The sequence below is a fragment of the Pseudarthrobacter phenanthrenivorans Sphe3 genome (assembly GCF_000189535.1).
GTDB classification, from domain to species: Bacteria; Actinomycetota; Actinomycetes; order Actinomycetales; family Micrococcaceae; genus Arthrobacter; species Arthrobacter phenanthrenivorans.
Map to the genome: position 1 here is coordinate 4,120,480 of NC_015145.1, position 13,199 is coordinate 4,133,678.

Below are 13,199 nucleotides of genomic sequence, written 5' to 3' on the forward strand. Positions count from 1 at the left end.
TTCACCAGACAGGTTTGCCATGATCCGCTTGGACAACATCGAAGTCTCCTTTGGTGATTTCACCGCCATCCCCAACCTTGACCTGCACGTGCGGCCAGGCGAGTTCTTTACTCTCCTGGGGCCGTCCGGCTGCGGGAAAACGACGGCGCTCCGCACCCTGGCGGGATTCATCCAGCCCACCAGGGGTACGGTGCACGTGGACGGAAAGGATGTCACCCGGCTTCCCAGCGACAAGAGGCAGGTGGGCATGGTGTTCCAGAACTATGCCCTCTTCCCCAGCATGAGCGTGTGGGAAAACATCGCCTTTGGCCTCCGGGTCCGGAAGGAGAAGCCGGCGGACAGCAACCACCTGGTCCGGGATATTGCCGGGCGGGTGGAGCTGAGCGATGAGCAGCTGTCCAAGAACGTGGCGGAGCTGTCCGGCGGACAGCAGCAGCGCGTGGCGGTGGCACGGGCGCTGGTACTGCGGCCCAAGATCCTCCTCCTGGACGAACCGCTGTCCAATTTGGACGCCAAGCTGCGCCACCAGCTCCGGCAGCAGCTCAAGGACCTGCAAAGTGAATTCGGCATCACCACGGTATATGTCACCCATGACCAGGATGAAGCCCTGGCCATGAGCGACCGTGTAGCCGTCTTCAACAAGGGGGTGGTGGAGCAGGTGGGAACTCCCCAGGAGATCTATGACAGGTCAGCGACGGAGTTCGTGTGCAACTTCATCGGAGACAGCTCAGCGTTAACGCCGGAATTCGTGGCGGAGTTGAACCGTGTGTCCGGGGCCCGGCTCAGCACCGACGCCAAGTCCTACCTTCGGGTGGAAAAGGCGTCCCTGAACCCTTCGCCGGAAGGAGGGCCCGCCGTCGGCCTCCCCGGCACGGTGGTCTCCCGGACCTACCACGGCCTGCACAGCCGCTACGTGGTGCGGAGCCAGGGGGCGGATATCCGCCTGCTCGTGAAGGAAGACGGCGGCGCCCACCCTGAACCGGGCGCGGAAACCATGGTCTACCTCCAGCCGGCGCACGTCCTCCAGTACCACTCCGGGACGGGGACGGCGCTTCCGCACCAGGACCCGGCGGCAGCAGTCCTGCCATGAGCGGCTCCGGCGTCCGCGGCATGGTCCGCTCCCCCTTCGTGCTGGTGGTTGGCGCAGTCCTGACCTGGTTCATTGCGGCGTTCCTGGTGTGGCCCAACATCAACGTCCTGCTAGCCACGTTCTTCCCCGACGGCAGCTTCTCCGGGCGGGCGGCGGAGAAGCTCTTTTCGTCCCAGCGGGCCATGAAGGCGCTGGGCAACAGCTTCCTGCTGGCAGTGGCCCTGTCCATCACCGTGAACCTGGTGGGCGTCTTCATTGTCCTGGTTACGCACTATTTCCGGATCCGGGGTTCACGGATCCTTTTCCTAGGCTATGCGTCCACGTTCATTTACGGCGGCATTGTCCTGGCTGCCGGGTACAAGTTCATCTACGGGGACAAGGGAATCGTCACGTCGCTGCTGGTGAAGGTCTTTCCCGGCATGGATCCGGCATGGTTCTCCGGCTTCTTCGCCGTGCTGGTGGTGATGACCTTCGCCACCACCACCAACCACATGCTGTTCGTGGCCAACGCGCTGAAGGGCATCGACTACCAGACCATCGAAGCAGCCCGGAACCTCGGGGCCTCCACCTGGACCATCCTGCGGCGGATTGTACTGCCCATGCTCAAACCAACCCTGTTCGCCGTCACCATCCTGTCCTTCCTCACTGGGCTGGGTGCCCTGAGTGCACCCCAAGTGCTTGGGGGGCGCGACTTCCAGACCATCACCCCGATGATCCTGACCTTCACCAACAGCCCTACCTCACGGGACCTGGCCGCCCTGCTGGCCGTGATCCTGGGCCTGGCCACCATCCTCATGCTCGCCGTCATGTCCCGCCTGGAAAAGGGCGGCACCTACTTCTCGGTATCCAAGGTGTCCTCCGCACTGCAGAAGCAGGAGATCACCAACCCCATGGCCAATGTGGTGGTCCACGCCGTGGCTTACCTGCTGTTTGCTGTTTACACACTGCCTGTAGTGCTGATTGTGCTGTACTCCTTCGCGGACGGTGCCGCTATCCAAACCGGCCAGCTCTCGCTCGGCAGCCTGACGCTGGAGAACTATGAGCGGGTTCTCACCCAACAATCGGGACTGCGGCCGTTCATCGTGAGCGTGGTGTACAGCGCCCTGGCTGCAGTGATCGCCGTGGGCGGCCTGCTGTTTGTGGCCCGGCTCCTGCAGAAGTACAAGAACTGGGTGGCCGCGGCCTTCGAATACCTGCTCCACATTCCGTGGATCCTGCCGTCCGCACTGCTGGCCCTGGGCCTGATCATCAGTTACGACCATCCCAATCCGCTGGTGGGCGGCGCTGTACTGACCGGAACCACAGTGATCCTGCTGATTGCCTTCGTGACGGTGAAGATCCCCTTCACCCTGCGCATGCTCAAAGCATCCTTCGCCTCAGTGAACTCCTCGTTGGAGGAAGCAGCGGCCATCATGGGCGCCAAGACGCTGTATGTATTCCGGCGGATCCTGCTGCCGCTGGTACTGCCGGCCGCCGCTGCCATCACCGCCCTGAACTTCAACAGCCTGCTGGACGACTACGACACCGCAATCTTCCTGGCCCACCCCCTGGTTCAGCCGCTGGGCCTGGTGATCAAGGCGAACACGGACGGCGCGGAAGGCGTTGACGGGATTGCCAACACGTTCGTCTACACGGTGCTCTTGATGGTCATCACCGGCGTGACCATGTACCTCGTCTACGGACGCTCCAGCAGGGGCCGCTCCAAGCGGAAGCGGCTGCCTGCCGTTCCGCCCGCATCGCCAGTGCCGGGGCCGGGACTTCCCGGAAGGCCCGCCGCGGAGGATGCCGCGCAGCCGGCAGCTCCGGCGCGCTGATCAGCCTGCCGGACCGCTGACGACGGCGGCGGGTCCGTTCCGCCGTCGGGCAAGGTTGAGCAGGCGGTCACGGAAGGGCTGGGCGGCGTCCGCGAGGGCCACTTTCATGAGTGCCGCAGATGCGAGGCTCAGCGCCTGGGTGCGGAGCCGACGCCGGCGGTCGTAGGACCTGAGGGCTTCCCCAACCGGTCTCGTGTTCAGCAGCCCTGCGAGCGTGACCGCGTCCACCAGCGATTCGCAGGCTCCCCTGCCGAGGTTGGGCGTCATGGCGTGTGCGGCGTCGCCGACCAGGACTGCGTTGCCACGGACATAGGACGCCAGCGGCGGTGTGGTCCAGATGCGCTGGGCGAGTGAAAGCTCGGGGGTGGCTGCGGCAAGCACACTGCGGATGGCAGGTGCGTGCTGGGCAAAGTGGTGCCTCGCTTCCTCAAGGATTGACGCGACGTCGATGCCGGCAGGACCGAGGTTGGAACGGTAGCTCGCGTACCAGTTTGTTCCCCCGGCTGCATTCGCCAGGCCGAACAGGTCGCCGCGCCCCCAGTACTCGCCCACGTCCGCAGGGTTAACCGGGGCAGGGAGGACACCGCGCACGGCGAGGTAGGGCGTAAGCCTGGCGGCAGTCCTTCCACCCCAGATGGCCCTGCGGACGGCACTGTGCACACCATCGGCACCCACCACGATGTCCGCGCCGGACGGGACGGCATCCACCCGCCTGGTGATCCGGCTGACCGACCGCGGGACCGAGGCATCGAGCAGGCGGAGGAGGTCAATCCTGGAAATGCCAAACATGTCGCCGCCATTCACGGTAACCCAGGGCTCGCCCGCGGCGTCCCGTATCGATCCGCTGCCGATCACCGGGCTCACGGCACGGGCCTTGTCGAGGACACCAACTTCTGCCAGCGCACGCTGGGCATTGGGCCACATAGCCAGGACGGTGCCCACTACCGGCAGCTCAGGCCGCTTCTCGTACACCGTCACCTCGAAGCGGTCCTGATCAAGGCATGCTGCGAGCGCCAGGCCCGCTATCCCTCCGCCAACGATCGAGATTGTTTCCATGCCGCAATTTTACTACTTTTGTAGTGGTTCGCTAGGGGCAATTACACTGAGGCCATGCCTGACCGCCGCACGGAACTGATGGATGCCGCCCTGACGGTGGTGGCGGACAAAGGAATGAAGGGTCTCACGCACCGTGCCGTTGATGCGGCGGCACAGTTTCCTGAGGGCACCACCTCCAACTACTACCGGAGCCGCGCCGCCCTCGTGGAGGCCGTCCTGGAGCGGCTGCTGGAGCTGGACGCCGCGCTCCTGGAGGAGCAGGACCCGGCCGGACCGCCCCGGGACATCGAGGAGCTGGCAGACCAGCTTTCCAGGCTGGTGCTGGCCCTCGCCGGGCGGCAGGCGGGCCTCACCCGGGCGCGCATGGCACTCTCGCTGGACCGGCCGGAGTCGGTGACGGCCGGGCATTTCCGGCTGGTGGGCGGCCTGGAGCAGGCCCTCACCGCTCTGGGGGTTGCGGACGCGTCCGCCCGCGCCCGGGACGTTGCGGACTACGGCGACGGCGTCCTGCTCCACCTGCTCACCGTCAGGCGGGACGAACAGCCCGACGCCGCGGCCATCGCCGCAGCGGTCCGGCGGCTGATTGCGCCCTGAGGCCAAAGTCGCCTTCAACCCCCCGGCACGACGGCGACATGCCGCCTCCGCCGGCGCCAGCACCGCCGTCGTACTCCCGGCAGACCTTGTCAGGGCTGTCCCGGCCAGCCGGTGTAGGCCTCGGCAAGGTAAGCCATGCCGTGCCTGGATGACACCACCGAGTTCAGCTCACCCAACTGCCGGGCACGGGAGAAGTCATCCGCATCCGCAGGGGTGTGCAGCATTGTGGTCATCCAGTAGGAGAACTGCTGCGCTTTCCACACCCGCTCCAGGGCGCGGTCGCTGAAGGTATCCAGCAAGTGGTCAGAGCCGGAGTTGTAGTGGCTGTCCAGGCCCTCGAAGAGCATCTTGACGTCGTGGATGGCCAGGTTCAGGCCCTTCGCACCGGTGGGCGGGACGGTGTGGGCAGCGTCGCCGGCGAGGAACAGGTTGCCGTGGCGCATGGGCGTGTGGACGAAGCTCCGGAACGGCAGGACCATCTTGTCGATGACCGGGCCCTCCTTCAGCTCAAAGCCGTTGCCGTTGACCCTGCTCCGGAACTCGGCCCAGATCCGCTCGTCATCCCACTCCGCCACGTTCTCCTTTGGGTCGCACTGGAAGTACATCCGCTGGACCGTCTCGGTGCGCTGGCTGATGAGGGCAAAACCGTTCGCGGAGTTGGCGTAGATCAGTTCGTTGGAGCTGCGCGGGGCCTCGGCGAGGATCCCGAACCAGGCGAAGGGGTACTCGTGGAAGTACCACTTGCGGCCGGCTTCCGGAATCTGGAAGCGGCAGTGGCTGCGGGAACCGTCGGCCCCCACCAGGAAATCGGCCTGAATCTCGAACTCCACCCCTTCGGAGTCCGTGAACCACACCTTCGGCTTGCCTTCGAGGTCATGCACTGTGGTGTCCGTGACGCTGTAGCGGACGTCCCCGCCGTCGTCCCTCCTGCGGGCGGCGAGGTCCAGGAAGACGTCGGTCTGCGGGTAGAGCCACACGGACTCGCCCACGAGGTCCTTGAAGTCCACCCGGTGGCTTTCCCCGTTGAAGCGCAGCTCGATGCCGTCGTGCCGGTCGCCGTCGCGCAGTACCCGGTCCGAAACGCCGCTGTCCACGAGCAGGTTCACGGTGCCGTGCTCCAGGATGCCGGCACGTACGGTTTCGGAGATTTCCTTGTGGCTGCGGACTTCGATGACGGTGGAGTCGATGCCCGCCTTGGCCAGCAGGTGGGAGAGCATCAGGCCGGCCGGGCCTGCGCCCATGATGGCCACCTGGGTGGTGAGGATCTTGCGTGCCATTGGCGTTCTCGCTTCGTTGCGGGGCCTGCTGCTGAGCGGCCGGATGGGTGCTTCTGCTTCCCAGTCTGCGCGCCCGCCGGCCACCCGTGTTACAGCAATTCCGTTCAACGGAATGTGAATCTTACGGTTCCGCCAGCCGCCGCGCTATGCCCCGCGCTGCGGTCTGCAGGGCAGGGACCAGGGCCTGCAGCCGCATCTCCCGCAAGGGCACCACCACCCCGAGCGACGCCACCGCACGCTGGCGCGGTCCCAGCACGGGGACGGCTATCCCCCACGTATCGGGGTCCACCACGCCCTTGAGCTGGGCAAAGCCCTGGTGGAAGGTTTCGCTCAGCAGCACCCGGACGGCATCCGTGCTGACCTTCCCTTCCGGGTCCGCGAACTGGTCCAGGTACTGGCCCTGGAGCTGCTTGTCCTGGTGCGCCATCAGCGCCAGCCCCGCCGAGGAGGTGTGGACGGGCATCCGTCCCGCCACTTTGGCCCTGTTGGCAACGGACCCGCGGCGGGAGAGCCGCTCCACGAACAGGGCTTCCCAGCCGTCCAGCACAGCCAGGTTGACGTTTTGGTTCAGGACCTGCTGGATGTCCTCCATGAACGGCATGGCAGCCTGCCGCAGGGCAAGGGTGGGCGCGGTCCGGTTGACCAGCTCCCAGAGCCGCAGCCCGGGCCGCACCAGGCCGCCGGGAGCTGCGTCCAGCAGGCCGTGGGCGGCGAGCTGGCGGACCAGCCGGTGGGCGGTGGTGAGCGGCAGGTCAGCGCGTTCCGCCAGCTCCGCGAGCTGCAGGGCGGTCACATCCTCGGGAAAGGCGGAGATCAGCCGCACGATCCGGTCCACCACCGAATCTCCGGACGCGGAATTGGCCACCGCACACCACCCGCCTTTTCCATTGAATGGGACGCTACCAGCCTACCGCTGCGGCACCTGCGGAGGGCCTGGCACGGAGCCGCCCGCCGCCGTCGTGCGTCCCCGCAGCAGGCGCCAAGCGTCCGGGGCAAGCACTACGGCTATGCCGAGGGCGGCACCGATGACCGTCTCGATAATCCGGTCCCGGAGGAGGAGGCCGGGCGAGGACGGAACCACCAGGAGCGTGGAAACCAGCGCCAACGGGGTGACGAAAACCTGGGCCAGAAGATACTGCCTGATGATGAACAGCTCGGCACCGAACTGGCACAGTGCCATGACCACCACCGTCTGCCACGGCTGCAGGCCCAGCAGCAGGATCGCTGCCATCACCACCAGGCCCAGGATGGTGCCGATGATCCTCTGCACCCCGCGGCGTACCCTGTGCCGCGTGGTGTGGCCCACCAGCGGAACCACGGCAGCCACCATGGCCCAGTAGTTGTGGCCGAAGCCGAGGCGGCTTCCCGCCCAGGTGGCCAGCGCACCCGCCAGGCCGGCAGCCACCAGATAGCCGAAGCCTTCCAGCCAGGCGGCCCGCTTCTCCTCCGGCGTGCGGCGGATGGGGCGGGGCCGCACCCAAGCCGTCCGGCGGCTGGGCAGCACCCTTGACGAAAACCCGACCAGCAGGCAAAAAACGGTGGTAAGGACGGACACCAGCAGGCCCTCCCAGAGCGGGGGCTGGTTGGGAATGGAGGCGATGGCGGCGAAGGCGAAGATGTGGAACAGCGATCCTGCCGGCCGCAGCCGGAGCCAGGCGATGGCCACCGAACAGCCGCCCGCCACCAGCGTGGTGGCCAGGACAAGGAGCCAGGTGGTGGGCTCCGCGCCCAGGCCCCAGGCGGCTCCTGCCCGTGCCGCGAGGGCCGCGAGGACAATGACCAGCAGCATCAGCACGCCGGCCCTGAGCTGCAGGGCAAAGCGGATCGAATGCGGCTCACCGCGCCCGTAGATCCCGGTGAAGGCCCCAAAGGACGCGAAGATGGCCAGGTCCAGCCGGCCCATCAGCACCAGGGCAAAGAGCGGAACGAAGACACCAACGGCGCACCTTAGGGCTGGATGGTGGTCCTTGTTGCCGGGAGCAAGGCGGAACATCTCGGCGAGCATCTTCACGGAAACAGCGCCTTCCTGCGGCGGGTGGACGGGTGGCGGCCGGCCGCGCTGACGTTCCTGCTAAATCCTACGACGGGCGCCGGTACCGGCGGCGAACGGCGTTCCCATGAATGGAACGGCTGGGCAACACCGCTGAAACAGCGCCGCCTGATGCTTGAGGCATGAAGCCCACCGCACGCAACACGCCCGCGGCTGAACTGAGCTGTGAAGTCTGCGGCCTGATGCCGGAACCTCCCAAGACCCGCCTGACCGTGGCCAATGTGGCTGTGATGCTGCCCATCGAGCTGCTGGTGCACGCCCTGGTGGTGGAAACCGCCCTGCCGTACGTGGCCAAGGTGCTGGTGCTTGCCCTGGCCGCGACTTTCCTGGTGATCTGGGTTGCCGAACCTTCTGCTGCCCGGATCCTCCGCGGCTGGCTCCACGCGCCGGCGCTGCGGCATCGGCGGAAGCTGGGCGCGGCCCCGGCATTATGGCGTGCCCGAACCGTGTTGGCGGACGAGCCCGGTTCACTGCAGAAAGCCACGCGGGCCCTGGCGCGCACGGGCACCAACATCCTCAGCATCCATGTGCACCCGGTGGCGGGCGGGGTGCTTGACGAGTTTGTCCTTTCGGCCCCCGGGCGGGTCAGCGAGCGCGAGCTCCTGGAGGCCCTGCACGACGGCGGCGGCACCGGTTCCCGCGTCTGGCCAACCACCGCCCTGGCGATGGCGGACGGGCAAACAAAGGCTCTCAGCCTCGCGGCCCGGATCGCGGACGCACCGGACGAGCTCCCGTTGGCAGTGGCGGAGCTGCTGCGCGCCCGCATCCTCCCGCCCGGCGAGCCCTTGATGGCAGGGGACGACGGCGGCACCCGGCTGAAGATTCCCACCGCCTGGCACGGCCCCATCACCTTCACCCGGCCCGGGGAGCCGTTCACTCCCGCAGAAGCTGCCCGAGCCCACCGGCTGGCAGAGCTCGCGGAAATCCTGTCCCATCGGCGCGCGGGTTCCCATCCCAACTAGGTAGCGCCAAGTGTCGTTTTGGGTGTTCAAAACGACACTTGGCGCTACTTACTTGGGGCGGGGGGCGTTAACGCCTACATCCGGATGGTCAGGGCGGACGGATCCAGGGTCATGAGCACGTGCTTGCCCTGGCCCTCATGGTCGCCGTCCAGCTGGTAGTCGTCGTTGTGCTCCAGGATGATCTCCACGGTCTTGCCCTGGAAATACTCCACCGAGGTGGAGTTGTTCTTGCCCTTGACGATCATCCCCGCAAGTACAGAGAGCCAGCCCAGCCTTCCGTGGTGGGGTGCCAGTACCGCCACGTCCAGCAGGCCGTCGTCCATCTTGGCCTCGGGGAAGATTTCCAGGCCGCCCTGGACCTTGCCGCAGTTGCCCACCATGACGCTGCGGACGCCGCGGTGCAGAGCCCGCTTCCCGTCGATCACCACGGTGGCCTTAACGGGCTTGCCGGGCAGGTTGCGGATTCCGGCGTCCACATAGGCGAGCCAGCCCACCTTGTGCTTAAGTTCCTCGTCCGTGTCGGCCATGATGGTGGCGTCGTACCCCACGCCGGCCATCACCAGGAACAGCTGTTCCATGTCCGGGTCGCTGCGGCGGGCACGGACCACGTCGATCTTCCGTTCGGTTCCGGCGAGCGCGCCGGCCATGGCGCCGTCGTAGTCGGTGACGTCCATGCCGAGGTTGCGGGCCAGGAGGTTGCCGGTCCCGAGCGGGAGCAGGCCCATCGGAGTGTCGCCGCCGGTCAGGACCTCAGCCACGCACCGGACGGTCCCGTCCCCGCCGGCGGCAATGACAATATCGGCGCCCTGGGCAAGGGCTTCCTTCGCCTGCCCGACGCCGGGATCCTCCTTGGTGGTTTCAAACCACAGGGTCTCGCCCCAGCCATTTTCCGCGGCGTGCCGGGCTGCGAGCTCCCGCACATCAACGTCTACCGTCTTGGCCGGATTGATGATGATGGCCGCGCGCTGGGGGGCAGTGGGTGAGTTGGCAGTCATGGTGTCCTCTGGTGGCGATTGGAAGGGTGCTTCTCACTGAAGGGTAGCCTGCCGGGGAGCCTCCCAGCAGCAGGGACGGCTACAGTGCCTTGACCGCCCCGAGTACCTGCGCCAGCGAGTCCTTGGCGTCGCCGAACAGCAGCGACGTCTGCGGCTCGTACAGCAGGTCGTTCTCGATCCCGGCGAAGCCCGGCCGCATGGACCGCTTCAGGAACACCACCTGCCGTGCCTCCGCCACCTCCAGGATGGGCATCCCATAGATGGGGGATCCGGAGGACGTCTTGGCCGCAGGGTTGACCACGTCATTGGCGCCCACCACCAACGCAACATCCGCGGTCTTGAACTCCGGATTGATCTCCCCCATTTCCTTGAGGGACTCGTAGGGCACATTGGCTTCGGCCAGGAGCACGTTCATGTGTCCGGGCATCCGGCCGGCTACAGGATGGATGGCGAAATCCACCTCGATGCCGCGCGCTTCCAGGGCCTGCGCCAGTTCGGCCGCCGTGTGCTGGCCCTGCGCCACGGCCAGGCCGTAGCCGGGCACAATGATCACGCGCTGGGCGTAGCCCAGGAGCACGGCCACGTCCTCGGCGCTGGAGGAACGTACCGGACGCTCGCTCACGGCTGTGGATCCCGCCGTCGAACTTCCCTTGAAGGCGCCGAACAGGATGCCCGTCACGCTGCGGCCCATGGCCGCCGCCATGGCGCGGGTGAGGATGGTACCGGAGGCACCCACCAGCGTGCCGGCCACTACCAGCAGCACATTGCCGAGCACCACGCCGGACGCGGCAACCGCCAGGCCGGTGAAGGCGTTCAACAGCGAGATCACGATGGGAACGTCGGCCCCTCCCACCGGCAGCACCAGCAGGACGCCGGCGGCCAGGCCCAGTGCCAGCAGCAGCACTGCGAGCGGCAGGGAGCCGGTGAAAATGACGACGCCGGCGGCCGCCACAGCAGCCAGCAGCACCGCGCCCATCACCACGGGCAGTCCGGGGAACACCACCGGCCGGGTGGTCATCAGTTCCTGGAGCTTGGCGAACGTGACCCCGGAACCGGCGAAGGAAACGGCCCCCACCAGCAACGTGAACACGATGGCCAGCCGCACCCAGGGATCATCCGCGTGGCTCAGCTCCAGGAGGGCCACCAGGGCCGCGGCACCGCCGCCCACCCCGTTGAAGAGTGCCACCAGCTGCGGCATCTGGGTCATCCTGACCCGCCGGGCCACGGGGGCGGCAATGGCCGATCCCACGACGATGGCCGCGAGGATCCAGGGGATATTGTCGAGCCGCGAGGAGAGGAAAACGGTGACGACGGCGATCAGGGCTCCGGCGGCGCCGATCAGGTTGCCCCGGCGGGCGGTCCGCGGGGAACTGAGGCCGCGCAGCGCCAGGATGAAGAAGACGGCGGCAATCAGGTAAAGGAGCGAGGTCCAGACCGGGTCCAGGAGGATCATCTGCCCTCCACCTCCCCCGCGGCATCTTTGCGCCCGGCCGCTTTCCTGGCATGGAACATATGCAGCATCCGGTCGGTCACCACAAAGCCGCCCACCAAGTTGGCGGTGGCCAGGACGACGGCGAGCAGCGCCACCCCGAGCACCAGCGGGTCCGCTGCCTGGCCGGCCACGATGATGGCACCCACCAGGATGATCCCGTGGATGGCATTGGCGCCGGACATGAGCGGCGTGTGCAGGGTGCTGGAGACCTTGGACACCACCTCGAAGCCCACGAACACGGCCAGGACCGTGATGGTCAGCAGGCTCATTCCATCCATCAGAGCACCCCTTCCCGCCAGGTGCTGGCCCGCTCGGCCAGGAGTTCCGCCGTCGGCTGGTGCCTGACTTCCCCGCCGTGGGTCAGGCACGCGCCCGCCAGCACTTCGTCGCCGAAATCCGCGGCCACTGCACCGTCCCGGATCATGAGGGCCAGGAGGTTGGCAACGTTCTTGGCGTAGAGCCGGGACGCGTCGGACGCCATGGCGGACGGTGCGTCCTTCAATCCCACCAATGTGACATGCCCCGTGCCGTCCGCCGTGGGCACCGGAATGTCCTGGCCCGGAACCACTGACTCAACATTGCCGCCCGACTCCGCCGCGAGGTCAACCACCACGGACCCCGCCCGCATGCCCTGGACCATCTCTGTGGTGACCAGGAGGGGTGCGCGCCTGCCGGGGACGGCCGCCGTCGTAATCAGCACGTCCGCCTGGGCAACATGCGGGGCGAGCAGCTGCCTCTGCCGGGTGCCGGCGTCCGAACTGAGCTGGCGGGCATAACCACCGGCTGCTTCCGCGGTTTCCAGGTCCAGCCGGATGAAGGTCCCGCCCATGGAGGCCACCTCGTCGGCCGACGCGGGGCGGATGTCGTTAGCGAAAACGCGGGCGCCCAGCCGTTTTGCGGTTCCAATGGCCTGCAGGCCTGCTACGCCCGCGCCAAGCACCAGGACCCTCGCGGGCGGGACGGTGCCGGCGGCGGTCATATAGAGCGGGAAGAACCGGGGCAGCCTGATGGCCGCCTCCAGGACGCAACGGTAGCCGGCCACCAGCGCCTGGGAGCTGAGGGCGTCCATGGACTGGGCGCGGGAGATGCGGGGCACCAGTTCAAGGGCGAAGGCCGTGACACCGGCGTCTGCGAGCGCCTGGACGGTGGGCAGCTCGGACGACGGCGACGCCAGGCCAACGGTGACGGCTCCCCTTTTCAGGGCCTGGGCTGTGTCCGGGTCCAATGGCCGGACGTGGGCCAGGACATCCAGTTGGGCCAGGTCAAGTGCGGGGACGAGGCGGGCGCCGGCCTGGCTGTAGGCAATATCCGGGTACCCTGCCGCGGCGCCGGCATCTTCCTCCAGAAGTATTTCGACGCCGAGCGCGGCCAGCTGCTTCACCGTTTCCGGGGTTGCGGCCACCCGCCGTTCACCCTCCCGGCGTTCCCGCGGTATACCCAGTTTCACCCGCCGACTCCCCTCGCTGCACGTAGTTGGCTTGAGTCTATGGCCCGCGCCGCTGCCGCGGGAGTGGGAGGGTGCCGCTTGTGTGTAAACAGTTACCGCCCGGGCTGCCGCCGGCCGCCTGCGCCGCCCGCGAGACGGTAGGGCTCCTGCAGCAGTTCGCTGAGCAGCCCGGTGTCGATCCTGTCCAGCCGCACGAGCACGAGCTGGGGTGACCGCTCATGATGCGGGGTCCAGAAGTAGATGTCCGGTTCGGTCCCGGCCAGGGCCTCGCGCTCCTCCGTCTTAACTGTGAGGACGCCCGGTTCCCAGATCCGCGCCATCAGGGTTTTGGCGAACCAGGCCGGCTGGCCCCAGCTGGGCCGTTCGGTCACACCGGGCAGCGCCAGGGCAATGCTGCGGACGTCGTCTTCCGTGGCCATGGG

At 67.3% G+C, this 13,199-nt stretch carries 13 protein-coding genes; 4 read left to right on the forward strand and 9 right to left on the reverse strand.

What is annotated here, in order from left to right; genetic code table 11:
* Positions 1-19 precede the first annotated feature (19 nt).
* Together ASPHE3_RS19105 and ASPHE3_RS19110 are read left to right on the forward strand one after the other, a co-directional pair.
* Positions 20-1,090, forward strand: coding sequence for an ABC transporter ATP-binding protein (locus tag ASPHE3_RS19105; RefSeq protein WP_013602833.1), 1,071 nt, complete (start codon positions 20-22; stop codon positions 1,088-1,090).
* Positions 1,087-2,904, forward strand: a complete 1,818-nt coding sequence (locus tag ASPHE3_RS19110) for an ABC transporter permease (RefSeq protein WP_013602834.1) — start codon at positions 1,087-1,089, stop codon at positions 2,902-2,904. The genes ASPHE3_RS19105 and ASPHE3_RS19110 overlap by 4 nt, the downstream gene beginning before the upstream one ends.
* Here the strand turns inward: ASPHE3_RS19110 and ASPHE3_RS19115 are convergent, their stop codons facing one another.
* The gene (locus ASPHE3_RS19115; protein ID WP_013602835.1) at positions 2,905-3,960 is read right to left on the reverse strand and encodes an FAD-dependent monooxygenase; all 1,056 of its coding nucleotides are present in this window, start codon (positions 3,958-3,960) and stop codon (positions 2,905-2,907) included.
* 54 nt (positions 3,961-4,014) lie between these two features.
* On the opposite strand from ASPHE3_RS19115, the gene ASPHE3_RS19120 reads away from it, so the two are divergent.
* Complete coding sequence (locus ASPHE3_RS19120) at positions 4,015-4,554, forward strand: TetR/AcrR family transcriptional regulator (protein ID WP_013602836.1); 540 nt, start codon at positions 4,015-4,017, stop codon at positions 4,552-4,554.
* An 89-nt stretch (positions 4,555-4,643) separates the two neighbouring features.
* Here the strand turns inward: ASPHE3_RS19120 and ASPHE3_RS19125 are convergent, their stop codons facing one another.
* The 3 genes from ASPHE3_RS19125 to ASPHE3_RS19135 all read right to left on the reverse strand — a co-directional run bounded on the left by ASPHE3_RS19125 (position 4,644) and on the right by ASPHE3_RS19135 (position 7,842).
* The gene (locus ASPHE3_RS19125; protein ID WP_013602837.1) at positions 4,644-5,831 is read right to left on the reverse strand and encodes a 4-hydroxybenzoate 3-monooxygenase; all 1,188 of its coding nucleotides are present in this window, start codon (positions 5,829-5,831) and stop codon (positions 4,644-4,646) included.
* A 121-nt stretch (positions 5,832-5,952) separates the two neighbouring features.
* Positions 5,953-6,696 (reverse strand): IclR family transcriptional regulator, encoded by a 744-nt coding sequence (locus ASPHE3_RS19130; RefSeq protein ID WP_013602838.1) that lies wholly within the window; start codon positions 6,694-6,696, stop codon positions 5,953-5,955.
* Positions 6,697-6,738: 42 nt separating this feature from the next.
* Positions 6,739-7,842: an FUSC family protein gene (locus tag ASPHE3_RS19135; RefSeq protein WP_013602839.1), complete on the reverse strand. Its 1,104-nt coding sequence runs from the start codon at positions 7,840-7,842 to the stop codon at positions 6,739-6,741.
* Positions 7,843-8,003: 161 nt separating this feature from the next.
* On the opposite strand from ASPHE3_RS19135, the gene ASPHE3_RS19140 reads away from it, so the two are divergent.
* Positions 8,004-8,843, forward strand: coding sequence for an ACT domain-containing protein (locus ASPHE3_RS19140; RefSeq protein ID WP_013602840.1), 840 nt, complete (start codon positions 8,004-8,006; stop codon positions 8,841-8,843).
* A 74-nt stretch (positions 8,844-8,917) separates the two neighbouring features.
* Here the strand turns inward: ASPHE3_RS19140 and ASPHE3_RS19145 are convergent, their stop codons facing one another.
* The 5 genes from ASPHE3_RS19145 to ASPHE3_RS19165 all read right to left on the reverse strand — a co-directional run bounded on the left by ASPHE3_RS19145 (position 8,918) and on the right by ASPHE3_RS19165 (position 13,196).
* Positions 8,918-9,838 carry a diacylglycerol/lipid kinase family protein gene (locus ASPHE3_RS19145; RefSeq protein WP_013602841.1) on the reverse strand — a complete coding sequence of 307 codons (921 nt, stop codon included), beginning with the start codon at positions 9,836-9,838 and terminating at the stop codon, positions 8,918-8,920.
* Positions 9,839-9,917: 79 nt separating this feature from the next.
* Positions 9,918-11,291, reverse strand: coding sequence for an NAD(P)(+) transhydrogenase (Re/Si-specific) subunit beta (locus ASPHE3_RS19150; RefSeq protein WP_013602842.1), 1,374 nt, complete (start codon positions 11,289-11,291; stop codon positions 9,918-9,920).
* Positions 11,288-11,608 carry an NAD(P) transhydrogenase subunit alpha part 2 gene (locus ASPHE3_RS19155; protein ID WP_013602843.1) on the reverse strand — a complete coding sequence of 107 codons (321 nt, stop codon included), beginning with the start codon at positions 11,606-11,608 and terminating at the stop codon, positions 11,288-11,290. The genes ASPHE3_RS19150 and ASPHE3_RS19155 overlap by 4 nt, the downstream gene beginning before the upstream one ends.
* Positions 11,608-12,777 (reverse strand): Re/Si-specific NAD(P)(+) transhydrogenase subunit alpha, encoded by a 1,170-nt coding sequence (locus ASPHE3_RS19160; RefSeq protein WP_013602844.1) that lies wholly within the window; start codon positions 12,775-12,777, stop codon positions 11,608-11,610. The genes ASPHE3_RS19155 and ASPHE3_RS19160 overlap by 1 nt, the downstream gene beginning before the upstream one ends.
* A 92-nt stretch (positions 12,778-12,869) precedes the next feature.
* Positions 12,870-13,196, reverse strand: a complete 327-nt coding sequence (locus ASPHE3_RS19165) for an MmcQ/YjbR family DNA-binding protein (RefSeq protein ID WP_013602845.1) — start codon at positions 13,194-13,196, stop codon at positions 12,870-12,872.
* Positions 13,197-13,199 lie beyond the last annotated feature (3 nt).